A 21620-nucleotide genomic window follows, 5' to 3' on the forward strand; every position below is an offset into this window, starting at 1 on the left:
GCTGTGAGTTTCTCAGTCCGACCGTGTCTCCTCGGACCCTTCCTCGGGCCACTCGGCCTCCTGCCCGAAGAACGGCACGCCCATCTTCTGGGCCGACCGGGAGATGAGGTGCGCGCCGGTCGGCGCGGTGATGAACAGGAAGACGATGCCGACCAGGGAGGTCAGACCCGCCCCTTGCGGGCCGTAGTAGGCGAACCCCGCTAGGAGGATCGACGAGGCCCCCAGCGTGGCCGCCTTACTGCTGGCGTGCATCCGGTTGTACACGTCGGGGAACCGAATCAGGCCGACCGTACCGACCAGGAGGAAGAAGGCCCCGACGACGACGAGCGCCGCGACGACGAACTGCTGAATCACGTTCATTCGATGATGTCACCCTCGGTTACGTACTGACTGACTGCGATGGTGCTGATGAACCCGATGATGGCGAGGACGAGGCTCACCGTGACGAACAGGCCTTCGCCGGTCGCCAGCGCGAACAGCGCCGCGATGGCGACGACGTTCGTGGCGATGGTATCGAGCGCGACCACCCGGTCGGGGACCGTCGGCCCTTCGATGACGCGGTAGCCCGCGAGCAGGGTGAGCGCGGCGGTGAGGACGAGCGCGCCGTTCACGACCGTCCCGAGGAGCGCCGGGTCACTCGCCATCGGTCTCACCCCCCGCGGGTCCGTCCGAATCGTCGTCCTCGACGTTCGGACTTCCGGAGGACTCGTTGTGCTCGTCCTCCGACGGTCGAAGCGCGTCGGGTCTCTCTCCGCCGTCCGCGCGCCCGCTTCGCGACGGGGTGGGCACCTCCGGCACGGGGTCGCCGGGCTTGCGCTCCTCGTCGAAGATGACCAGCGCGTAGTCCTCCCACGTCCTGATGGGTTCGAGGACGGCCTGGTGGTTCCGACCGGTGATACCGTGAACGTACAGTATGTTGTTCTCGTCGTCGTAATCCATGGTGAGCGTTCCGGGGGTCAGCGTGATGGAGTTGGCAATCGTGGTGATGGCCGCGTCGGTCTCGACCCGGAGCGGGACGACCACCACGTCGGGTTCGATGGGCATGCTGGGCGCGAGGACGCGGTAGGCCACGTCCACGTTCGCGGTCGCCAGTTCCTTGAGGAACACCCCGACGTAGAGTCCCGCGTAGGGGAGCGCCCGGACGTTTCGCCCGAGTGCGGTTCGCTCGGTGTAGAACCGCCGGAAGGCGAACGCGATGGGCAGACCCAGAGCGAGTCCGATGAGGAACTCGCCGAGGATGGCGGCCGGGTCGAGCGCGACCCCGCGGACGAACAGCCAGAGAAGCGCCAGCAGGACGCCGACGACCGGCCACTTTCGAGGTCTCACGCGTGACCACCTCCGCCGGAACTCCCGGCTCCACCGAGGACGGTATCGACGTACTCCTGCCGGTTCAGTGCGGCCTCGGCACCCGCCTCCGCAGCGCGGAACACCACGTCGAAGCCGACGCCGAGGACCGCGATACCGACCGCGAGCGAGACCACGACCGCGACCAGCGTGAACCGGGTCTCACCGTGCTGGACGAGCAGGGTTGGTTCGCCCCAGAAGCCCCGGTTCCAGGCGCGAGAGAAGTACGCGATGGTCAGTATCGCGCCGAACAGCGCGACCGCCAGCGCGACGGTCGACCCCGCCCGGCCCGCCGCGTCGAAGACGAGCATCTTGCCGAAGAAGCCCGACAGCGGCGGGATGCCGATGAGCGCCAGCGCGCCGACGAAGAACCCGCCCGAGAGCCACGGCGCGGTCTCCGAGAGACCGCCGAGGTCCGGGAACTGCTCGCTGCCCACGGCGTCGTACACCGCGCCGCTGGCCATGAACAGCAGGCTCTTGGCGAAGCCGTGGTTCAGGGCGTAGACCAGCGCGGCCGCGATTCCGAGGACGCGAAGTTCCTCCGTCGTCGCAGTCGCCGCAATCGCCAGCGGCAGGACGATGAAGCCGACCTGTCCGATGGACGAGTACGCGAGCAGGCCGTCGATGTCGTCGCGGCCGACCGCACCCAGTCCGCCGACGACGATGCTCGCCCCGGCCATCACGAACAGAATCGGCCCGTAGAACGCCAACAGCGGGCTTCCGTCGGCCGGGACCGAGAAGCCCGGAAGCGAGAGACCCGGGAGCGCGGCCGCGCCGAACACGGTGAAGTACACCCGGATGATGGCGTAGATACCGACCTTCTTGACGACGCCCGCGAGCATCGCCGAGACCGGTGCCGGGGCCGCGCGGTAGGCCGCGGGCACCCAGAACTGGAACGGGACGAGTCCGGCCTTCAGCGCGAACACCGCGAACAGCAGGGCCGACAGACCGAGCACCGGCGCGATGGCGAAGTCGCCGTACGCGGCGGGGTCGGCCACGCGCCGCGAGAGGTCGGCCATGTTGAGCGTCCCGGTGGTCGAATAGAGGCCGCCGATGGCCAGCAGCATCACCGCGCTCCCGACCAGGTTCAGGACCACGTACTGGAGCGCGGCGCGGGTGTGTTCCGGACCGCTGTAGAACACTACGAGGACGTAACTCGACATCAACATCACCTCGAACCAGACGAAGAGGTTGAAGACGTCGCCCGTGAGGAACGACCCCGTGACTCCGACCAGCATGAAGTGGTAGAGGGGATGGTACGAGACGCGCTGGCCGAAGTTATCGACGTAGGCCGACGAGAACACCAGCGCGGCGAGCGCGATGACCGCCGAGAACGCGAGCATGAACGCCGACAGCGAGTCGGCGACCAGCGTGATGCCGAACGGGGCCTGCCAGCCCGAGAGCTGATAGCTGAACACCTCGCTCGCGCCGAGGGGGTCCACCTTCGAGACCAACCACGCGACGGCCACGAGGTAGCCGACGCCGCCGAGCAGGCTGAGCGTCACCTGCACCCGGTCGAACCGCCGAGTCAGCAAGGTGGCGATCGCCGTGACGAGCGCGACCAACAGCGGCGCGACGACGAACTGCTGACTCATGCGCGATCACCCAGTTCGAGCAGGTCGATGGTTCCGTGTTCCTCGTACACCCGGTACGTGAGGACGAGCGCGAACGCGGTCGTCCCGAAGCCGATGACGATGGCGGTCAGCACGAGCGCCTGCACGAGGGGGTCGGTGACTGCTCCGTGACCGCCGCCGTGACCGCCGTGGCCGAGGATGGGAACGCCGCCGGAGAGACCGCCCATCGTCACGAGGTAGACGTTCGCAGACTGGCTGATGATGGTGACGCCCCAGACGACTCGGACCACGTCCCGGCGCAGGAGCAGGAAGGTGCCGAGAGCGAAGAGCGTGCCGAGGACGGCGGCGAGGACGAACTGCGTCATTCGGTTCCCACCACCGCGAGAATCGTGAGGAGCGCCCCGACCACGACGAAGTAGACGCCGAGGTCGAAGGCGAGCGCGCTTGCGACGTGGAGTTCCCCGTAAATCGGCAGGTGGTGGAGAATCCAGAAGTCCTGATAGAGGAAGTTCAAACCGAACAGGATGGGCACCAGTCCCGCAACGACTGCTACCGCCAGACCCACCGCGAAGGCGAGTTGGTAGTTCTCCACGATGCCGTGCTGGAACGACTCCAGCAGGGGTTCGCGGTTCTGGTGGAGCAACTCCTCTTCGAGGTAGTCCAGCCCGTAGACGACGTAAATCAGGGCGAAGGCGGTCACGGTCAACACCCCGCCGATGAAGCCGCCGCCGGGGAGATTGTGACCCTGCAAGAGCAGGGCGAGGGCGGTCACGAGGATTATCGGTACCACTGTTCGAGTGACGGTTCGTGCGATGACTGTACTCATTGGGTCTCACCTCGTTCGCGCATTGCGACGAGCGTCAACACCGACAGGGCGGCCATGGCGACGACGGAAATCTCGCCCAGCGTGTCGAACGCCCGGAAGTCCACGAGGATGACGTTGACGACGTTGCCACCGCCACCCTGCGGAACCGCCTCCTCCAGGAAGTAATCGGCGATGCCCTGCTCGGGCGTGGCCGCGGTCGAGACCAGAACGGTCACGAACACGGTCGCGCCGACGACCAGCGACAGCGCACCGTCCCGCACCATCTTCGCCCGGCCCGCGTTCCCGTAGAACGCCGGGAGTTTGTCGAGGACCAACAGGAAGATGACCAGCAGGAGCGTCTCGACGACCAACTGCGTCAGCGCCAAGTCGGGCGCGTCCGCGAGGACGTAGAACACCGCGACCATGAAGCCCAGAATCGAGAGGGTCAGCACGCCCGAGATGTGCGAGGGCGCGATGGACACCGCGACCGCGCCGACGATTGCGACTAGCAGGACGAGTACGATGGGGAGCGTGACGGCGAAACTCGTGAACTCGGGAAGCGCGACGTTCGTGGCGGCGTAGCCCGCGAGCGCGAGCGCCGCGACCGAGGCCATCGCCCACGTCGCGTAGGTCCGGAGGAGTCCGTTCTGGACCCGGGCCGCGGCGGTGTCGCTCCAGTCGTTCAGGCCGAAGACCGTCGAGTCGTAGTACCAGTTCGCGCGGAGTAGGTTCACGTCGGTCAGTCGATTCACGCCGCGGTGAAGCCGACCGTAGAACGGGTAGACCGCCGCGCCGACGACGAGCGTCACCGCACTCATCGCCACGGCCGGAGTGAGGTGGTCGGGGAAGTAGTAGCTGAAACCACCGTGGAGGTCGGCGTCCGGCAGGAGCGTGCTGGCCCAGACCTCGGTGACGAAGTGGTCGAAGGGTGCGAAGTGAATCCCGAAGGTACCGAGGACGCCGCCGATGCTGATGAGGCCCGCGACGACGCCGAGCAGGAGCGGCGGTACGAGCATCGTCTTCGGCGGGGAGTGGACCTTGTGGAGGCCCGTGGGCTTCTCGCCGAAGAACAGCATCAGGAATCGGATGGAGTAGAGGAAGGTGAAGATACTCCCGAACACCGCGACTGCGGGGTAGAGCCACGCGAGGCCGCCCGCGTGCGCGGCGGCCTCCCACGCGGCCTCGAACAGGAGTTCCTTGGAGTAGAAACCGTTGAACGGCGGAACGCCCGCCATCCCGAGCGAGGCGACGGCCGCGATGGCCGCGGTGATGGGGAGGTCGTCTTTCAGGCCGCCCAGATTCGCTATCTTCCTTGTTCCAGCCTCGTGGGCGACGATTCCGGCCACGAGGAACAGCGCGGCCTTGAACGCCGCGTGGTTGATGATGTGGAAGGCCCCGGTCTCGCCGCCGAGTTCGGAGACGAAGCCGAACCCGGCCACGATGAGACCGAGGTGGCTGGCGGTCGAGTACGCGAGCAGTTCCTTGATGTCGGTCGCGCCGACCGCCAGAATCGCGGCGACGGTCATCGTCGTCAGGCCGAGGACGGCGAAGGCGAGTTGCCACTCGTCGCTGACCAGAATCGGTCGGAAGCGCCCGAGCAGGTAGACGCCCGCCTTCACCATCGTCGCGGAGTGGAGGAACGCCGAGACCGGCGTCGGGGCCTCCATCGCGTTGGGAAGCCAGATGTGGAGCGGGACCTGCGCGGACTTGGCGGCCGCGCCGACTCCGACGAGACCGAGGACCGGAAGGAACAGCCCTTCCGCGCGGAGTTGTTCCTGCACCAGTTCGGGGTTCTCCAGCATGTAGACGATGCTGAACTCGCCCGTGACCGCGTGGAGCAGGAGGAAGCCGATTAGCATGAACAGGCCGCCCGAGACGGTGATGAGCATCGACTTCCGTGCGGCGTACTGCGAGCTCTTCTGTCGCTGGTAGTGACCGATGAGGACGAACGACGAGAGGCTGGTCAGTTCCCAGAAGACGAACAATGCGACGAGGTCGGCGGCGAAGGCGACGCCGAGCATCGACCCCATAAACGCGAGCAACGCGGCGTAGTACTTCGGTTGGCCTGGTTCGCCGTGCATGTATCCGCCGGAGTACGTGAGGATGAGGACGCCGACGCCACTGGCGAGAAAGCCGACGAGTAGCGAGAGGCCATCGACGTAGAAACTCAGTGATACCCCGAGCGAGCGAATCCACGGGAACGAGACCGCGCCGTGCGCGCCGTGTTGGCTGGCCACGAGTCCGAAGCAGGCCAGCGCCACCGCGGCCGCGTAATAAGCGGTGCGCTCGCCCAGTGCGCGGTAGACGAGTGGCACCAGTCCTGCGGCCACGAACGGCAGAAACACGACGGCGAGTACCGCCGACGCTGCCGGGTCCGGTGTCGGTTGCACGTCCGAGAGTGACTTCGGACCGGACTTAACAGTTCTCAAATCGGGGTCGCGCTCGGACGGGAAGCGCACGGCGACCCGGGGTCTACGCGAATCGGGGCCGTCGGGTGCGCCCGCGTGCGAGACATACAAGCGTATTCGAGCGAGATGCGGTCGTGCGGCGTAGAGAATCCCACGCAGTAGCCGCGCAATTCCGTCAGTTTTTATTGTCGTGTCGAGTACCCCCAACATGGAGAAACTGAAGCAGTCCCTGCTCGACGCGCCAATTATCGAGAAAGACGGGTATCACTACTTCGTTCACCCCATCAGCGACGGGATTCCGATGCTGGAGCCGAGTCTGCTTCGGGAGATCGTCATCCAGATCATTCGGAAGGCCGAACTCGAGGACGTGGACAAAATCGTCACGCCCGCGGCGATGGGCATCCACATCTCGACCGCGGTGTCGCTGATGACCGACATTCCGCTGGTGGTCATCCGCAAGCGCGAGTACGGACTGGACGGGGAGGTCGCGCTCTCTCAGCAGACCGGCTACTCCGAGAACGAGATGTACGTAAACAACGTCCGCGACGGCGACCGCGTGCTCCTGCTCGACGACGTACTCAGCACGGGCGGGACGATGAAGGCCATCACGGAGGCGCTCGAACACATCGGCGCGGACGTGGCGGACGTACTCGCGGTCATCAAGAAGGAAGGGCCGAACGAACTCGACGACACCGACTACGACGTGAAGACGCTCATCAACGTGGACGTGGTGGACGGCGAAGTCGTCATCACCGACGAACACGGCGACGGGTAGGCCTCTTTCTAATCGGTGGCGATCTACGTTTTTCGTCGGCGTTTCGCGAGCGTGCGCCGGGGGCGCTCGCGCAGACTCGTCAACGACCGATTTGCGGCCCAGGGATGTGAATGCGTACCGTGTGCGTATGTGTATGATTCTCCGAGAACGCTCATATCATTCGACTGCGAAGGTGTAAATACAATGTACGTGGTTTCCCAATCACGGACGGGTCGAACCGCAGCGGACGTAAAGAACGGTCGCGTCGAGCGGCGAACGACGCAGTTCGCGTTCCTCTAATCGCCACCGAGACGACTCTTTTCGAGTACAGTTCGAGCGCGAACCGCAACAGTGGGGAGCGCCATGCGAATCAGTCGGACGATCGCGCCCGGACCTCCGACACTTCGTCGGAGAGCGTCGACGACATGGACGGCGAGCGCAACGCGGCGATACCCGCCCAGAGGACGCCGGTCAGGAACGACCCGGACGCCGAGAACGCCATCCCCATGCTGTAGAAACTCGCGCCGTAGACGACGCCGAGCGCGGCCGACGGGAGACTCGTCCCGAGCGGTACCCGTGCCGTGTGGTCTTTCAACGTCGGTGCGAGGAAGAGTATCGAGAAGACGCTTCCCGCGAGGAAGACCAAATCTTGCCACATCACGATACCACCATCGGTAGAGAGTACGCGTTCATCACTCCTTCGTAGGTGCGACACGGGCGTAACGCTGGCCCGTATACTTATTCGACCAGTCGGTGACGGGGGGTTCGATAACTAGCGATGAGATGCGGTGCCGTGAATCGTGGTCGCTCGTTTCTGGTCGTCGACCGGGCGATGTTCGTCCTGAATCGTGAGTTCGAGCAATATTTCAATTCCTCTAAGATATGAGATTGTGCTTTAAATATCAATTTTAGTTACTTATATATGGTTATAGTGAGGGCATAGTGCGGAAGCGCACCAGCAATTCTACCGCGAGCGAAGGAGCAGAGCGACTGAGCGAGCGGACCAAGGAACCCTCGACGGAGGACCGAAGCGGCTTCTCCGCTTCGGCTCCGACGGAGGGGGTGACGCCGTGTTTTTGATCAACCTTTTACCAGCGGAGGGCCGCCGTAGGCGGCCCGGAGCGCAGTAAAAGGTTGACGGGCGTGACGGGATTCGAACCCGCGGTCAGAAGGTTAGGAACCTCCTGCCCTATCCACTAGGCCACACGCCCCGAGCGAAAAAAGCGGATTATTCGGTGTTCGTTTCTGTCTCGGTGTCCGTCGCCGTGTCGGTGTTGACGTCGGTCGAGGCGTCGTTGACGCTTCGACTCTCGGTGTTCGTGTCGGGATTCTGCATCTCCTGAAGTTCCTCTTCGACTTCCTGACGCCCTTTCTTGAATTCGCCCATCGCCTCACCGGTCGAGCGGGCGAGCTTTGGAATCTTGTTCGCGCCGAACAGCAGGACGGCGATCAGGAGAATCACCATCATCTCCATCCCGCCCGGCACGGGTCCGAACAGTGGAATCATCTGTGCCATCTCTAACCGAAGATAGCCGATTCTGGACTATAGGCTTTTTGCTAGTTCTCCGAGCGCGAGACGAGACCGAACACGTCCGGTCGAGCGTACGATACTGTCGGCGACAGTGCCGTTTTCGGGCAATACGGGCGTCGTCCGCGACCGATTCGGGTCGCGACGGTCGGTTTCGCTGTCGGCGAGCGGGATTCGGAAATGTCTTTCCACCGGCTCCTGTAGTTGTACGCGTACATGGTAGAAGTCGGCGACGACGCACCTGATTTCACTGCACCGCTCGCAAACGGCGACGTAGAGGAGTTCACCCTCTCGGAGAACCTCGACGACGCGCCCGTCGTCCTCGCGTTCTTCCCCGGCGCGTTCACCGGAGTCTGCACGACGGAGATGGCGACGTTCGAGGAGGAACTCGACCAGTTCGAGGACGCCGACGCGACCGTCTACGGCGTCAGCGTTGACGCGCCGTTCTCGCTCAACGAGTTCCGCGACCAGGAGGACCTGAGCTTCGGCCTTATCAGCGACTCCAACAAGGAGATTATCGACGCCTACGACGCGGAGATGGACTTCGCGGACATGGGCTACTACGGAGTCGCCAAGCGCTCCGTCTTCGTCGTGGACAGCGACGGCGAAGTCACCTACGAGTGGGTCAGCGACGACCCCGGCGTCGAACCCGACTACGAGGAAGTCCGCGAAGCGGCCGAAGCAGCCGAGTAACGCTACTACGAACAACGACTGCGTGACGTTGCTGGCGGTCCTCGGACTGGTCAGCACCGTTTTTTGGTTCCGTCGTTCCGGGTCCGCTCTCGGTTGCTGTTACCGAAGACGGGCTTTCGGTTACTGACGGTTCGGTCTCGGTCGCTCTCACGGAAGGTTCGTTCCAGTCGCTACGTTTGGAGACGGGAAGCTAGCTACTGCTTGAACCGAGGAGGACAGCACCGCGACCGCCCGGCACTGCACCACCGCAACTGCTTGGTACTGCAACTGGACCGCAACCGCGCCCCGTGCCTCCCCGCCTGCTCGCGCCTGTCGGCGCTCGCAGGCGCGTCCCGTGGTCGGTGACGATTCGCGAAATCTCGTGGTCGGCGACGGTCCGCTCCGCGCCGAACCCGGCGACTGCGCCGACTATCGCTCGCGGACATCCGAAACGTCCTCGCGCGAGGCCGCCAGGACCTCGTCGGGGTTCAGGTCCACCTCCCGCCACGCCGGAAGTCGCCGGTCCTCTCCCGGCGGAGCGATAGCCTCGGCGTAGATGCCCACCTGCTCGCGCTCCTCGCTCCGGTCGTAGCCGAGACCGTTGAACCCGGCGTCGGCGGCGTACTGCTCCACGAACTCCTCGGCGACTCCGCGGTAGCGGTCGGGCAGGGTGTCGTAGTCGGGAACCACGCCGTGGGCTTCGACCGCCCGGAGGAGCGCCCGCCCGACGTGGCGACTCATGTCCGAGAGGCCCGTCGGCCCCGAGACCGCCCGGTGGTCGTGTTCGTGGCGACCGAGGTCCACCTGCGCGGTGCCCTCGAACCCGGCGTAGCCGAACGCCTCGCCGAGGGTGCCGACCTCCAGTCCCCAGTGGCGCTCGACCCGGAGCGTGCGGACGAACTCGGCGCTGGCCGCGAACTCCCCGGCCAGCGCGTACCGGAACGAGGCGAGGTAGTCGAGAACCGCCGCGCCGGGGGTCGCGTCCGCCAGCGCCCGAACCAGCGGCGCGTAGAAGAGTCGACAGAGCCGCCCGTAGAGCCTTCCGTTCTCGACCCGGGCGTAGTAGCCCTTCGAGAACTCGTAGCCCAGACTCAGCGGGTAGAGCAGGCGCGCCACGTCGCCCGCCTCGTACGTTTCGGCGTCGGCGTCGTGGACCACCACGCACTCGCTCCGCGCGGCGGCGACTCCGAGCGCCAGCCACACGTCCCGGCCCTTCCCGGCCTCCCTCGACCCGGTCCCGCCGTCGAGTCCGTAGCGGTCGAGCAGGTCGGTGACGGCCGGCCCGTTGCACCACACCACCGACAGCGGCAGGTCGAACCCCGCGAGCCAATCCAGAAACGGCGCGACCTTCTCGGCGGGCGCGCGCAGGGCGACGACCACCTCGCCGGGCACGACCGACTCCAACTCCGAGAGGACGCGCTCGGCGGCCAGTCCGGCGTACTCGCGCTCGGTCATCGGGACGACCACCGCCGCGCGGTCGGTGGGAGCGTCGGGGACGGTGCCCGTCAGGTCGTGTAGCGTGGCGATTCGCTCCTGTCCGTACTCCATCGCGTGGGGATTGGGATGGAGGGGTTGAAAAGCCGTGTGACACGGGGCCCGCAGTCGACGGGGGTCAGTCCCCCCGAATCACGGTCGGGTCCTGCCCACCGGTCGGAAGCCTGTCGGCCGACCAGAGGACGACCAGCACCAGCAAGATCGCCACCAGTCCACCGCCGAACGTCCGAAACACCGTGTCGTAGCCGAACCCCGCGTCGACCAGCGAACCCACGGCCACGCTCCCGGTGGCTTGGACTATCATCATCGACCCGCTGTACAGCGAGTAGGCGCTCGCGCGGTTCTGGTCCGGAAGCGAGTCGAGCAGGTAGGTGTCGAGCGCGGGGAAGAGGCTGTGGACGACGTAGCCGAGGACGGCGGTGACGACCGCGATGGCGACCAGACCCTGCGCCGCGGTCAGTGCGAACAGACAGGCGACGAACCCGCCGAGAATCGTCAGCATCAGCGGAACGTGGGGCACGCGGTCGGCGAGACGGCCCGTAATCCAGAAGGCTGGAACTCCCGCCGCGAACACTACAGTCAGGAGCGTGTTGGCAGTTCCGGGGTCTACGGCCTTCGTCGCGGTGACGTACTTCACGTAGAAGTTGAATAGGCCGTTCCAGACGAACCCGGTCGCGCCGAGGATGGCGATGCCGCTGAGGATGATAGGCCACTGCTTGCGTGCGGCCGAGAGCAGGTCGCGGTCCTCGGTCCCGGCGTTGGGCATCTCCGTCTTGCGGGCGGTCCAGTAGAAGACCGCGGTCGCTCCGGCCGCCACGACCGCGATGATGGTGAAGACCTCGCGCCACGTGGCAGCGACCAGGACCGCGCCGACGAACAAGGGGGCGACGACCGCGGCGACCTGACTCGCGGTGCCGTGAATCCCGAGCGTGCGGCCGACTCGCTCGGGATAGAGTTCCGTGATGAGGGGGTTCGCGGCGATGAAGTACGCGCCGCTGGCGACGCCCATGAGGAACGCGCCCAGTCCGAGCATCACCGGCGAGTCGGCGACCGTCATGAACCCGGACGCACCGGTCAAGACTGCGCCGGTACCGAGGACGACCCGGTGGCGGTCCACGCGAGTCAGCAGGTAGCCCGTCGGAATGCGAGGCGTCGCGCTACCCAACCACGCCAGCGTGGCTATCAACCCCGCCGTCGATTCGGTCAGCGCGAACGCGGCCGACAGCGGTTCGAGCAGTGGTGCGAACACCACGCGGGCGAGGTTGACCAGAAAGACGACCGAACACATCGAAGCGAAGACCCGACCACGAGACACGAACGTAACTACTTGGAGGGTGTAGTCAAACCTTCCGAATCCGGAACAGTGGCCCCCAAGTTTTTCGGTCGTTCCGTCGTATTCATGAGGGTATGAAATCAATTCGACGAGGACTCTGGGACGGGGAGGTCGGGAAGGACGCCCACGGCAGGTTCTCGTGTCGTATCTGCCGCCAGTCGCTGACGGCCAGCGGCTCGGACGACGGGACGGTTCAGGCGTGTCCGGACTGCGGTCGGGCGTGGACGACGAGGGAGTCCGCGCGGTGGCGAACGGCCGGTCGGTAGTGATACCACGGAACGTCCCAGCGTACCGACCAGTCCGCGTAGACGGACGTCCCGGCGACGAGAATCCGGTGAAGAAACCGACCTCTCAGTCGAGTTAGCAGTACTATTCGAACACCTGATCGAAGGCGTCCGCGCCGAGCGGATCGAATCGGCCCGCTTCGATGTTTTCCTCGACGTGTTCGGAGTCGCTCATCCCGACCAGCGAACTGGTCACGCCGGGCGCGCTCCGGGCGAAGTTGATGGCGCGCTGGACCGTGGTGTCGCCCTCCAGACGGTCGCTGACCTCGTCGGGGATCTCGGCGGCCAAGTCACCCTGCGCGATGCTGGCGCTGGTGAAGACGTTCAGGCCCGCCTCGTGAGCGAACCAGAGCGCGCTCTGCGGTCCCTCCGGCCCCTCCTGGGATTCGACCGTGAAGGCGTCGGCCATGAGGACGTTGAAGGGCAACTGAATCGCCCGGAGGTGGGTCGCGGTGTTCTCGGCGGCCTTGGCGGCCTTCCGGGCGCGAGAGATGATTTCCGACAGCGAGAGGTACTGGTCGTCGCTCTGGGGCACGCGGAAGGCGTTCCACGTCGCCACGCCGTACTTCGAGACGTCGCCCTCGGCGGCGCGCTCTTCGAGGCGGGTGAACGTCGCTTCCAACTGGTCGTACACTTCCTCGCGTGACCGAGCGTGGAGTTGCGTCTCGGGGTTGTGGACGTAGTAGAGGTCGATTTCCTCGACACCGAGGTTGTCGAGCGACCAGTCGAGTTGGGCGTCGATGAACTCGGGCGCGATGCAGTGGCTTCCCCGCGCGAGGTCCTCGCGGTCCACGAGACCCGAGTCCACGAACTCCCGTTTGACGTACTCGCCGGGGTTCTCCGGACGTTCGCCGTCGAAGGGGAGAAAACCGCCTTTGGTGGAGACGAACACCGCGTCCCGGGACACGTCGGCGTCCTCGATGGCCTGCCCGACCGCGCGCTCGCTCCGCTGGCACCGATAGTTGATGGCGGTGTCCACGACGTTGACCCCGCCCTCCAGGGCCGTGGCGATGGCGTCACGGTACCTCGAATCCACCTCGTCGGTCGGGTCCCCGAGGTACGTCCCGACGCCGAGCGACGAGATGGCCCGGCCGTCGAACAGTCTGAAGTAGGTCCGGCCGAAGTCGTCGCCGTGTTCGAGTTTGTACTCGTAGGTTCCGTCGTCGGTTGCCATGTCCGGACGTAGCGGTTCTATCGGGATAAGACCGAAGATTCCGACCCGAACGAGGAGGTCCGGTCGACGGTCACACGTCGCCGTTCAGGGCGTCGAAGACGTCCTCGCCGAGTTCGGCCTGCGACCACATCGCGGCCTCAGCGCCGCTGGCGTAGGCCGCGCCTTCGACAGGAACCTGCCCGCCGCCCATGCGAGCGTGGCCGCCCGCGCTCGCGCCGGGTATCTCGTCGGCGACGGTTTCGAGCGCCTTGCCCATGTGGACCCGGTCGTCGCGCGACCGACCCGAGAGGTGGACCGTATCGTCGCGGCGGCCGTAGACGACCACCGCAGTTACGCCCTCCAGTCGGAGGAGTTCGTCGGCGGCCTGCGGGACGGCGTCGACGTTGTTGATGCGACCCACGTCGCTGACCGCGAACGACCCGCGCACGTCCCGGCCCGAAATGGCGCGGGACTTGACTTCCAGCACCTCGGCGCTGACCTGCGGGTTGGCGATGCGGTCGAGCAGGTCCTCGTCGACGCCCTCGTAGAGGTAGGCCGCCGCGGAGAACTCGGCTTCGGTACACCCGCTGGTGAGGTGTTTGGTGTCGCACTGGATACCGTAGAGCAGGCCGGTCGAGACGTCCGCCGGAACCACGAACCCGTCGGCGTCCCTCTCGTCGTCCGGACCGACCGGCGTACCGCCCACGTCTTCCAGATACTCGGCGACGATTGTGGCGCAGGCCCCGTAGTCGGTTCGCTGGTCGGTGAATCGCTCACCGGTGCCGTTGCCGGGGTGGTGGTCCACGACCGCGTAGGGTTCGAGTCGCTCGGCCCCCTCGAAACCCCGCGGCGTGTTGTGGTCGACCAGAATCACGTCCTCGGACGCGAGTTCGCTCACGTGGTCGATCTGGTCGAGTTCGAGGTCGAGGACCGTCCGGAACGCGCGGTTCTCCTGGTGTCGAATCTGGCCCGCGAACTGGATCGACGCCTCGGTGTCGACCTCGCTGGCGAGGTGGGCGATACCGATGGCGCACGCCATCGCGTCTGGGTCGGGGTTCGGGTGCATCAGGACCGCGACTTCGTCGCTCTTGGACAGCGCGCGCTTGAGTCGCGCACCCATCGGCCGCCGAATCCACCGGACGATTAGCCACAGCGACGCCAACAGCGCAATCGCCCCGAGGACGGCGGCCCCTGCGAGTTCGGGAGAACTCAGGCCGTAGGTTTCGGCGGCCCGAACCACCTCCCGAAGTCGCATCTCCGGAATGCCCGGCAGTTGCATGTCAATCCCTGACTACCCGGACCGACAAGAAATTTTCCCGATACGTAGAAATTTGAGATTTCACTTGGACTGGTTTCGATATGCCTCGATTTCGCTCCGGTATCCGTCTCGATAGGTCGGGTAGCTGAACTCGTAGCCGAGTTCGCGTAACGTCTCGTTCGAGCATCGCTTGGTTGTCAGGAGTCGGCGTCGCGCGCGCTCGGAGAGGTCGTCGTCTTCGAGTCGTTCCTCCGTGGTCTGCTTGGACGGGCGCTGCTCGCCGCACTCGTCGGCGAGCCAGTCGGCGAACGTCCACTTCGAGACGGGTTCGTCGTCCACCACCAGCACGACGTCGCCTCGTGCGAGGTCTTCGTCCAGTAGGAACCGCACCGCGCCCGCGGCGTCGTCGCGGTGAATCATGTTCAGGTAGCCCTCGGTGACTGGCCCCTCCAGATACCGCTCCAGTCGGGTCCTGCCGGGACCGTAGATTCCCGCGAGTCGCGCGACGGTCCCGTCGATACCGCGGTCGGCCGACGTTTCGAGCGCCACGCGCTCGGCCTCGACCAGCACCTCGGTCTTCTCGGTCGTGGGTTCGAGCGGCGTCTCCTCGTCCACCCAGTCGCCGCCGTGGTCGCCGTAGACGCCCGTACTGGAGGTGTAGACCAGTCGCTCCGGCGGGTTCTCGCGCCCACCGAACTGCTCGATGGCGGTCTCCAGTCCCTCGACGTACACCTCGCGGGCGGCCGCGGCGTCCCTACCGCCGGAACTCGCCGCGAAGACGAGGGCGTCCACGTCCGGCACCGCGTCGAGCGAGTCGGCGTCGGTCACGTCGGCCCGTACCGCCTCGAATCCCGCGTCCTCGATGGCGGCGACGCCCTCCTCTGAGCGCCTGACGCCGATTGGTCGGTGGCCGCGCTCGACCAACTGGCGGCCGAGTTCGAGTCCGACGTAGCCGCAACCGAGTATCGCCACGTTCATGCGCTCGGGTTGGTGCGAGAGCGGGATAACTCCCGCGACGATGGGACCTAGAGACAGGTATTTATTTCCTAAGCATACTATCTTCTGTCTTTACCATAGGAAAAAATACTACGTCAGTTGGCGCGCGCTGGCGCGACCTGCGGTTTGGGTCGCGCCGACCGTTCGAGGTCTTCAGAAGCGAAGTGACTGAAGGCTCGTCGGAGTGTACCTCTGACGGTGGACGAGTGAGCGGAGCGAACGAGGAGGGTGGGGAGGCGCGAGGCCCGCAGTCGCCGTGCGAGGTTGTTGCGGTACGATTGGCGTCGGCAGTAGCTAGCTCCGACAGTTCCACCCGGCCATTCGTCGCGGTAGTTCCTCGTCATCAGCACCTGCTAGCTTCCGACTTACGATGACAGACCGAGAGCTTCAAGTCGAAAAATTGCTGTCCAAACCAAAACGCGGGTACAAACGACTCCGATTTCACCGCTGACGACTGGAGATGAAGTGATGCAGTAACGCGTATTCGGTGAGCGTCATCGGCGCGCGGCCCTCGACCTTCTGGTGGACCTGCTTCCCATCCATGTCGGCGTCGATTTCGGCCCCGATGGTGTCCACATCGAGGACCGCAGTCGTCATCCCCATCAGGAGGTTGTCCCGGACCTCCGCGACGATGGCGTCCTGCGCCGGAGCCTCGTCGGCCAGCGCCGCGATGGCGGCCGCATCCTCCAGCGTGAGTTCGTCGGCCACGCCGGCGTCCTCCTCGGCCAGCACCGCAATCGTCTCGCGGTCCACGCCGGTCTCGTCGGCGACCGAATCGACCCCGTGGGTTTCGACTACCGCGGCGAGTTCGGCCACGTAGTCGGCCCGAAGTTCCGCTGGTGAGGTCGAATCGGGGTCCTCGATGTCGTCGTAGAGCATACCCGAACCGACGCCCCGGCGATTGAAAGGGGTTTCACTTCGATACGGGGGTTCGACTCCGGGGTCGAAGGGACCACCAGCGAGTTCGCTACTCACCGAGGTACAAACAGTCGAGTGGGAGCTAGCTATTCCGCGCACAGAACGAGGGAGACTAGAGAGTCGAGCAGACGCTAGCTACTGCCTGCGCCAGACGAGGTTCGATTTTCGGGCTCTGAACCCCGAACGCGGCGGGAAGCTAGCTACTGCTTGAGCCAATCGTACCGCACAGCCCGCACAGCACCGCGACAGCCACACGCCTCCCCACCCGATTGCGCTTCTCGGCCACTGGCCTGCGATGCTCATCCCTCGCGCGGTTGGGCGCGACCTCGAACCGCGAGGTCGCGCCAGCACGCGCCGAGATGGATGGCTCGCCGATTGCGTCGGTCAATTTTCCAGCAGGTTCGCTGGCGTCCGTCGCCGGAAGTACTTCCGTCACCCCCACGACCATCCCGGCGATGTCTCGTCGCGGTTCCCGTCCTTATCCCCGACGCCGGGCGGACCGGGCGGGACGACAACGACGACGGTCGTCTCCGTCTCGAACGAGACCGGCGTGGTGTGGCCCACCACCTCCTGCTCGCCGTCGCCGTCCCAGTCCAGTCGGACCGTCGCCTCCTCGCGGGCGTAGACGACCGACTCGCCGGGCGGCCCCTGCGGCGCACTGACCGCGAAGCGGGCGTACTCCCCTCGAACCGAGACCGTCCAGACGTTGACCGTCGCGTACCAGTAGCCCGGCACGGGCGCGACCGGCAGTCCGGCCGGAACCGCGCCCAGTACCCCGCCGAACCACCGCTCGCTGGCGACCTCGGTCGCGTTGCCGAGACCCGCCGCGACCGCGTCTTTCAGCGCGGACTTCGCCACGTTCCGGGCCACGGTCGCCGTTCCGTTCACCTCCGACCGAGGCGGCCCCGCTACGCCCTGCCGGACCGATTCGACCGCCAACTCGGTCCGAACCCGCACCCAGTCGCGCCGGTCGGGTCGCCGAAGAGTCGACCGACGACGAACTGCGGCCGCCGCGATGGCCTCCGCGGCAGAGCCGTTCGCCACCGCCAACGCTCGCCCGGCGGTCGTGTTCCACCGCGCCAGCCCCGACGCGACGGCCGCCCGTCGCTCCGCCTCGGTCGTGTCGAAGCGCGGCATCGCCAACTCCGCGACCAGACCGTCTCGCACCTCCCGCATCGACCGCGCGAGCGAGGCCTGGAGGGCGTCCCGACGACGCGCGAGACTCCGGTTTTCCTCCTCGGCGAGCGTCCGGTTCGCGGCCCGGAGCGCCAGCGCCGCGGTCCGGAGGTCGGCGTGTCCGGACTCGCTCTCCCCGACGAGCTCCGAGGCCACCGTCTCCGCGGCGTCGCCGTAGGGCACCGCGAAGACGTTCCGGTTCCGGGCCGAGAGCGGATGGGTTTGCTCACCCTCGGGTATCGCGGCCACCTGCTCGTGGTCGAGCGCCGCCAGCGTGAGATACGGCGGCGCACCCGCCACGCTCAGGTCGACCGCGCGTCCGGGGCCGTCGGCGGGCATCGGCCGCGGCGGTGTGGTCCGTGGCGTCGTCCGAGCGCGCAGAATCCGGCGCACCCGTTCGAGGGAACTCCCGGCGTCGTCGAGCGCCTGCTCGACGCCGGTCCGGGTCGCCGTCTCCCGGTCGGCACGCGAACCCAGTCGCGCCACCACGCGGTCCACGTACGCGGCCCGCGCCGCGACGCGCGCCCGGTCGGCCGCGCCGTCGTACCGACCGGGCGCCCCGACGAGTTCGGCGCGCCGACTCCGAATCGCCCGGGCCAACTCTGCGGCGGGCGGGTCGCCATCGACGGCCCGCGTTCGGGAGACTTCCACCGAGAGGTTCCGGACGCGCTCGCGGAGCGCCGCGAGGTCCCGGTAGACCCACGGCCGGAGGTCCGACGGACGCCGACCCGCGACCTGTTCGGTCCGGGTGTCGACCGTGCCAGCGACCGCCCGCCGGGCCAGCGCGTCGAATCCGCCGCGGTCCGTTACCAGTCGCTCGGTCGCCGCTCCGGCGAGGTCTCGCAGATTCGGACCGCCGAGTGCCCCGCCGCGCTCGTGGACTTCCGCGACTGGCCGTGCTGGTGCGAACCTGTTCTCGGTGCTACCGGCCGACCCGGCGCTGTGGTCGCCAGCGACACCGACGCGCACGTCGAACGTCTCGGTCCACTGCTGGACGGTCTGGCGAGTCTCGTCGCCGCCATTCACATCGCGGCGATTCCCATCGTCGCGGGTCCACTCGGAGACGAGCGAATGCGTCCGGACGACCCGGCGAGACTCGTGGCGAAGCAGATGCGACCCCTGTGGCGTCCCCGGAGGCGACCCCGTCGTGGCTTCGACCGCCGTCGTCGTCCGGACCTCGCTCGACTGCAAGGTCCAGTTCGCGCCGGGCGAATCGGGCGACGGACGTGGCTCGCTCTCGGATTGCACCTTCCGTACGGCGGCCACGAGGCGCACGTCGGCGGTGTAGGCCGACCGAAGGATTCCGTCGAGACCCGGTCCGTTTTCGCTGGCGACGACATCGGAGAAGGCCCGGTCCGCAGTCCGATTGACGCCGACGCGAAGCGTGGATCGCGAGGCGTCGGTGTCGCTCGTCACGCCGCCGGGCATGGGGTTCTCGCGCTGGTAGCGTCGGGCGACCGCCAGCAGTTGCTCGGTCCGTCTCGTCCCGCGATGCTCGTTGGCGGCCACGAGCATGTCCGTCGCGCCGACTCTGGCGGTCGCCCAGCCGAGCGCGCGCCGACCGCGCGGGTCGCTTCGCCCGAAGGCGACGCGTTGCTCCCGCAGAATTGCACCGTTCGCGGCGAGTTCGACGTGGCGGTTCGCCACCACGTTCTGAATCGGCGCTCGACCGTACTGGGCGTACCCCCGCGCCCACGCCACGGCGTACAGGCGGCCCGTGAGTCGACGACCCAGACCCGATGCGAGCGGTCCGCGATTCAACCGCGACTCGAATCGCTGGACTCGCTCGTGAAGCGCCAGTGCGGGCGTCGCCACGACCAGTTCGGGCGAGAACTGCTCGCGCTCGACGACGCGTCCACCGCGTGTCGCGGTGACGGTGACGTTCTCGATTCGGACGCGGAGACCCGCGTTCTCGGCGCGGTCGGCCCCGCCCGCCGGTTCGATTTCGACTCGGCGCTTGGCGGCCCGGAGGTCCGAGGCGTTCCGAATCGGCGGGAGCGAGACCGAGGCGCGGACGCCGTCGGTCCGGGTGACTCGGGTCCTGGCGTCCACCGAATCGAGGGCGTCACGGGCCGCGAGGTAGACCCGGATTCGGAGGGCGTCTCGGAAGGGCGTCGACTCGTTCAGAACCCGGCCCGCGGTGGTGTTCGCGGTGTCGGTGACTGGTGCGCGCGCCGCCTGCCGTCCGGCGCGAGCGACTGCTCCGCGGAGGGCGGTGTTCGTGGCGGCGGTGGCCCGGTCCACGGCGAGGCCGACCGACTCGTCGGTCGTGGGCGTCGGACCGCCCGCGAGAGTCGCGCTGAGTCCCGCGCTTCCGACCAGCAGGAGGACGCCGACGAGCGCGAAGGGGACCCGCGCCCGGCGGTCTTCCGCGAGGTTCACTTCGACCACGTCCTGACGGTCAGTTCGACTCCCCGGACCTCGAAGGTCGCCGCGTGAACGTCGGCGGCCGGAGGCGGGGTGTCGCCCGCGACGACTCGACCGCGCGTAGTCGAGTTCGCTGTCGAGGAACTGCGGCGGGCGACGACCTGCACCCCGACCGCAGGGTTTCGGACCGCGGCGTGTTGGGTTGCGGCCTGTCGGACTGCTCGACGCCGAACAGCACGGCCGACTCTCGTCGTGGCGGCCTGTACGAAACCCGTGCGAGCAGTCCGCCGAGCGTCTGCGACTGCCGCGCTGGCGAGCAGACCCGCGAGGGTATCGTGGGCGGTCCGGGTACGATTCCCGGCGTCGTAGGTCACGCGGGCGGTACTCGCCGCCAGTTGTTCCGCGATCTCGTCGGCGGTGTCCGGACCGAGAGTCGCGCCCGACTCGCTGGCGAGAGGGGTTCCCGCGGACGGCGTGCCCGCGAGCGTCAGTGCGCTCGCGGAGACGAGCAGGAGACAGAGCGAGACGTCGAGGACGGTGCTGATGGCCCTCACGACCACACCTCCGCGCGGAGTCGACCGGGGCGTATCCGGCCCGGCCCGACTCGGACGCTCACCGCGAGGTCGGCGGCGTCGGCGCTCGGCGGCGGGGTCGGTCCGGCGTGCCACGTTCGCCCGGCCGACCGGAGCGTGAGATTCAGGTCGTAGCCGTCGGGTCCGGCGTGTAGACCCGCGGGGAGTGCTTCGGGGTCCGCGACGCCCGTATCTCCGACTGCGCGCTCGGCGCGCTCGACGGTGGGACCCGCGAGATTCCGGTCGGGCGTCGGGAGCGTGGCGTCGAGGACTCCGGTGTAGGTCGTCAGTGCGACTCCCACCGCGAAGACGGCGACGAGCGCGGCCAGCGGTTCGACCTGCGCTCGGTCTCGTAGTGGGAGTCTACCCGACCAGCGTGACATCGACGCCCTCCCACGTGACTCGCCGGGCGGTCAGTTCGTCGTGCGAGCGCCACGCTGGCGTCCGGTCGCGCGCGTCGGCCGCGACCTGCCGGAAGTCGGTCGGAGTTCCGAAGACGCTCTCGGGCGGCGCGCCCCGCAACACGTCCCAGAGCGCGGTGTCCCGGCGGACCGGAGTTACGGGACCGTAGGCGAACGTCGCGTGCCCGGTCACGCCGCCGTCTCGGAGCCAGATTCGATACGGGCCGACTCTCACGGCGTCGGCCGACAGCGGGTGGACGCCGGTCGTCGGGTGGGCGCTCGCCGCGACGGAATCGACGGTCTCGGCCGCGCTCGCGGCGTCCGGCGGGGGTGAGCGCGGGAGCGTCGCGGCGAGACCGACCGCGGCGGTACTCGCCACTGCGAGGCCGACCCAGAGATACCACGTCTCGACTGGTGCGTCGAACATGGCCCGGGTTCGTCCCGTCCTCGGATTTAAACCTTCGTGGGGAAAGTCGTCGTCTCGTATCTCCCTCGGCGCGCTGGTCGTGACCGCTCCAGTCCGGCGTGTGCTGGCGCGCGCAGTTCGGCGCGCGCCAACCGCGCGAGGGACGAGTAGCGCAGC

Annotated in this window: 22 protein-coding genes and 1 tRNA gene; 3 read left to right on the forward strand and 20 right to left on the reverse strand. The window is 67.1% G+C overall.

Translation table 11 applies throughout. The annotated features are described in order from the left end of the window. Nucleotides 1-12: 12 nt before the first annotated feature. Genes mnhG through mbhE form a run of 7 tightly spaced genes read right to left on the reverse strand, consistent with a single transcriptional unit; the run spans nucleotide 13 to nucleotide 6113 of the window. Nucleotides 13-360, reverse strand: a complete 348-nt coding sequence (gene mnhG / locus E2484_RS00795) for a monovalent cation/H(+) antiporter subunit G (protein WP_137283328.1) — start codon at nucleotides 358-360, stop codon at nucleotides 13-15. Then, complete coding sequence (locus E2484_RS00800) at nucleotides 357-644, reverse strand: monovalent cation/H+ antiporter complex subunit F (RefSeq protein WP_137283329.1); 288 nt, start codon at nucleotides 642-644, stop codon at nucleotides 357-359. Before E2484_RS00800 ends, mnhG begins: the two co-directional genes overlap by 4 nt. After that, nucleotides 634-1326 carry a Na+/H+ antiporter subunit E gene (locus E2484_RS00805; protein ID WP_137283330.1) on the reverse strand — a complete coding sequence of 231 codons (693 nt, stop codon included), beginning with the start codon at nucleotides 1324-1326 and terminating at the stop codon, nucleotides 634-636. The genes E2484_RS00800 and E2484_RS00805 overlap by 11 nt, the downstream gene beginning before the upstream one ends. Then, on the reverse strand, nucleotides 1323-2939 hold the full coding sequence (locus tag E2484_RS00810) for a complex I subunit 5 family protein (protein ID WP_137283331.1): 1617 nt from the start codon (nucleotides 2937-2939) through the stop codon (nucleotides 1323-1325). The genes E2484_RS00805 and E2484_RS00810 overlap by 4 nt, the downstream gene beginning before the upstream one ends. After that, complete coding sequence (locus E2484_RS00815) at nucleotides 2936-3283, reverse strand: sodium:proton antiporter (RefSeq protein WP_137283332.1); 348 nt, start codon at nucleotides 3281-3283, stop codon at nucleotides 2936-2938. Before E2484_RS00815 ends, E2484_RS00810 begins: the two co-directional genes overlap by 4 nt. Then, nucleotides 3280-3744, reverse strand: a complete 465-nt coding sequence (locus E2484_RS00820; protein ID WP_137283333.1) for an MnhB domain-containing protein — start codon at nucleotides 3742-3744, stop codon at nucleotides 3280-3282. Before E2484_RS00820 ends, E2484_RS00815 begins: the two co-directional genes overlap by 4 nt. Continuing rightward, complete coding sequence (gene mbhE, locus E2484_RS00825; protein WP_170977193.1) at nucleotides 3741-6113, reverse strand: hydrogen gas-evolving membrane-bound hydrogenase subunit E; 2373 nt, start codon at nucleotides 6111-6113, stop codon at nucleotides 3741-3743. The genes E2484_RS00820 and mbhE overlap by 4 nt, the downstream gene beginning before the upstream one ends. A 226-nt stretch (nucleotides 6114-6339) precedes the next feature. On the opposite strand from mbhE, the gene hpt reads away from it, so the two are divergent. Further along, a complete protein-coding gene (hpt, locus tag E2484_RS00830) occupies nucleotides 6340-6906 on the forward strand; it encodes a hypoxanthine/guanine phosphoribosyltransferase (RefSeq protein ID WP_137283335.1) in 567 nt (188 codons plus the stop codon). Nucleotides 6907-7255: 349 nt separating this feature from the next. Here the strand turns inward: hpt and E2484_RS00835 are convergent, their stop codons facing one another. From E2484_RS00835 to E2484_RS00845, 3 genes are all read right to left on the reverse strand, one after another. Continuing rightward, a complete protein-coding gene (locus E2484_RS00835) occupies nucleotides 7256-7546 on the reverse strand; it encodes a hypothetical protein (RefSeq protein WP_137283336.1) in 291 nt (96 codons plus the stop codon). Between the two features lie 477 nt (nucleotides 7547-8023). After that, nucleotides 8024-8096 (reverse strand) — tRNA-Arg (locus tag E2484_RS00840). A 17-nt stretch (nucleotides 8097-8113) separates the two neighbouring features. Then, the gene (locus tag E2484_RS00845; protein ID WP_170977194.1) at nucleotides 8114-8401 is read right to left on the reverse strand and encodes a Sec-independent protein translocase subunit TatA/TatB; all 288 of its coding nucleotides are present in this window, start codon (nucleotides 8399-8401) and stop codon (nucleotides 8114-8116) included. A 228-nt stretch (nucleotides 8402-8629) separates the two neighbouring features. On the opposite strand from E2484_RS00845, the gene E2484_RS00850 reads away from it, so the two are divergent. Continuing rightward, complete coding sequence (locus E2484_RS00850) at nucleotides 8630-9106, forward strand: redoxin domain-containing protein (RefSeq protein ID WP_137283337.1); 477 nt, start codon at nucleotides 8630-8632, stop codon at nucleotides 9104-9106. 408 nt (nucleotides 9107-9514) lie between these two features. On the opposite strand, the gene E2484_RS00855 is transcribed toward E2484_RS00850, so the two are convergent. Beyond that, a complete protein-coding gene (locus E2484_RS00855) occupies nucleotides 9515-10633 on the reverse strand; it encodes a glycosyltransferase family protein (protein WP_137283338.1) in 1119 nt (372 codons plus the stop codon). A gap of 64 nt (nucleotides 10634-10697) precedes the next feature. Further along, nucleotides 10698-11867 carry an MFS transporter gene (locus tag E2484_RS00860; RefSeq protein WP_137283339.1) on the reverse strand — a complete coding sequence of 390 codons (1170 nt, stop codon included), beginning with the start codon at nucleotides 11865-11867 and terminating at the stop codon, nucleotides 10698-10700. 119 nt (nucleotides 11868-11986) lie between these two features. On the opposite strand from E2484_RS00860, the gene E2484_RS00865 reads away from it, so the two are divergent. After that, nucleotides 11987-12178: a hypothetical protein gene (locus E2484_RS00865; RefSeq protein WP_137283340.1), complete on the forward strand. Its 192-nt coding sequence runs from the start codon at nucleotides 11987-11989 to the stop codon at nucleotides 12176-12178. Nucleotides 12179-12281: 103 nt separating this feature from the next. On the opposite strand, the gene E2484_RS00870 is transcribed toward E2484_RS00865, so the two are convergent. The 8 genes from E2484_RS00870 to E2484_RS00905 all read right to left on the reverse strand — a co-directional run bounded on the left by E2484_RS00870 (nucleotide 12282) and on the right by E2484_RS00905 (nucleotide 21464). Then, nucleotides 12282-13370 carry an aldo/keto reductase gene (locus E2484_RS00870; RefSeq protein WP_137283341.1) on the reverse strand — a complete coding sequence of 363 codons (1089 nt, stop codon included), beginning with the start codon at nucleotides 13368-13370 and terminating at the stop codon, nucleotides 12282-12284. Between the two features lie 70 nt (nucleotides 13371-13440). Continuing rightward, a complete protein-coding gene (locus E2484_RS00875) occupies nucleotides 13441-14628 on the reverse strand; it encodes a DHH family phosphoesterase (protein WP_394347895.1) in 1188 nt (395 codons plus the stop codon). A 60-nt stretch (nucleotides 14629-14688) separates the two neighbouring features. Further along, nucleotides 14689-15585 carry an SDR family oxidoreductase gene (locus E2484_RS00880; protein ID WP_137283342.1) on the reverse strand — a complete coding sequence of 299 codons (897 nt, stop codon included), beginning with the start codon at nucleotides 15583-15585 and terminating at the stop codon, nucleotides 14689-14691. A 459-nt stretch (nucleotides 15586-16044) separates the two neighbouring features. Beyond that, complete coding sequence (locus tag E2484_RS00885) at nucleotides 16045-16482, reverse strand: DUF5791 family protein (protein WP_137283343.1); 438 nt, start codon at nucleotides 16480-16482, stop codon at nucleotides 16045-16047. A 471-nt stretch (nucleotides 16483-16953) separates the two neighbouring features. Beyond that, nucleotides 16954-20079: a DUF7286 family protein gene (locus E2484_RS00890; RefSeq protein ID WP_137283344.1), complete on the reverse strand. Its 3126-nt coding sequence runs from the start codon at nucleotides 20077-20079 to the stop codon at nucleotides 16954-16956. Beyond that, nucleotides 20076-20618 (reverse strand): DUF7284 family protein, encoded by a 543-nt coding sequence (locus E2484_RS00895; RefSeq protein ID WP_137283345.1) that lies wholly within the window; start codon nucleotides 20616-20618, stop codon nucleotides 20076-20078. Before E2484_RS00895 ends, E2484_RS00890 begins: the two co-directional genes overlap by 4 nt. Then, on the reverse strand, nucleotides 20615-21019 hold the full coding sequence (locus E2484_RS00900) for a DUF7285 family protein (protein ID WP_137283346.1): 405 nt from the start codon (nucleotides 21017-21019) through the stop codon (nucleotides 20615-20617). The genes E2484_RS00895 and E2484_RS00900 overlap by 4 nt, the downstream gene beginning before the upstream one ends. Continuing rightward, entirely contained in the window at nucleotides 21000-21464 is a 465-nt protein-coding gene (locus tag E2484_RS00905) for a DUF7283 family protein (protein ID WP_137283347.1), read from the reverse strand. Before E2484_RS00905 ends, E2484_RS00900 begins: the two co-directional genes overlap by 20 nt. Nucleotides 21465-21620: the final 156 nt, after the last annotated feature.

Origin of the sequence: Halorussus salinisoli, assembly GCA_005239435.1 — an archaeon.
In the GTDB taxonomy this organism is placed as follows: Archaea; Halobacteriota; Halobacteria; order Halobacteriales; family Haladaptataceae; genus Halorussus; species Halorussus salinisoli.

Excerpts from the sequence above, each read along its gene's own strand:
- E2484_RS00820 (WP_137283333.1), bottom strand. The coding sequence starts at position 3,744 with ATGAGTACAGTCATCGCACGAACCGTCACTCGAACAGTGGTACCGATA.
- E2484_RS00845 (WP_170977194.1), bottom strand. The coding sequence starts at position 8,401 with ATGGCACAGATGATTCCACTGTTCGGACCCGTGCCGGGCGGGATGGAG.
- E2484_RS00800 (WP_137283329.1), bottom strand. The coding sequence starts at position 644 with ATGGCGAGTGACCCGGCGCTCCTCGGGACGGTCGTGAACGGCGCGCTC.
- mnhG (WP_137283328.1), bottom strand. The coding sequence starts at position 360 with ATGAACGTGATTCAGCAGTTCGTCGTCGCGGCGCTCGTCGTCGTCGGG.
- E2484_RS00865 (WP_137283340.1), top strand. The coding sequence starts at position 11,987 with ATGAAATCAATTCGACGAGGACTCTGGGACGGGGAGGTCGGGAAGGAC.
- E2484_RS00880 (WP_137283342.1), bottom strand. The coding sequence starts at position 15,585 with ATGAACGTGGCGATACTCGGTTGCGGCTACGTCGGACTCGAACTCGGC.
- E2484_RS00860 (WP_137283339.1), bottom strand. The coding sequence starts at position 11,867 with ATGTGTTCGGTCGTCTTTCTGGTCAACCTCGCCCGCGTGGTGTTCGCA.
- E2484_RS00900 (WP_137283346.1), bottom strand. The coding sequence starts at position 21,019 with ATGTCACGCTGGTCGGGTAGACTCCCACTACGAGACCGAGCGCAGGTC.
- E2484_RS00850 (WP_137283337.1), top strand. The coding sequence starts at position 8,630 with ATGGTAGAAGTCGGCGACGACGCACCTGATTTCACTGCACCGCTCGCA.
- hpt (WP_137283335.1), top strand. The coding sequence starts at position 6,340 with ATGGAGAAACTGAAGCAGTCCCTGCTCGACGCGCCAATTATCGAGAAA.
- E2484_RS00815 (WP_137283332.1), bottom strand. The coding sequence starts at position 3,283 with ATGACGCAGTTCGTCCTCGCCGCCGTCCTCGGCACGCTCTTCGCTCTC.
- E2484_RS00885 (WP_137283343.1), bottom strand. The coding sequence starts at position 16,482 with ATGCTCTACGACGACATCGAGGACCCCGATTCGACCTCACCAGCGGAA.
- E2484_RS00905 (WP_137283347.1), bottom strand. The coding sequence starts at position 21,464 with ATGTTCGACGCACCAGTCGAGACGTGGTATCTCTGGGTCGGCCTCGCA.
- E2484_RS00810 (WP_137283331.1), bottom strand. The coding sequence starts at position 2,939 with ATGAGTCAGCAGTTCGTCGTCGCGCCGCTGTTGGTCGCGCTCGTCACG.
- E2484_RS00855 (WP_137283338.1), bottom strand. The coding sequence starts at position 10,633 with ATGGAGTACGGACAGGAGCGAATCGCCACGCTACACGACCTGACGGGC.
- E2484_RS00875 (WP_394347895.1), bottom strand. The coding sequence starts at position 14,628 with ATGCAACTGCCGGGCATTCCGGAGATGCGACTTCGGGAGGTGGTTCGG.
- E2484_RS00870 (WP_137283341.1), bottom strand. The coding sequence starts at position 13,370 with ATGGCAACCGACGACGGAACCTACGAGTACAAACTCGAACACGGCGAC.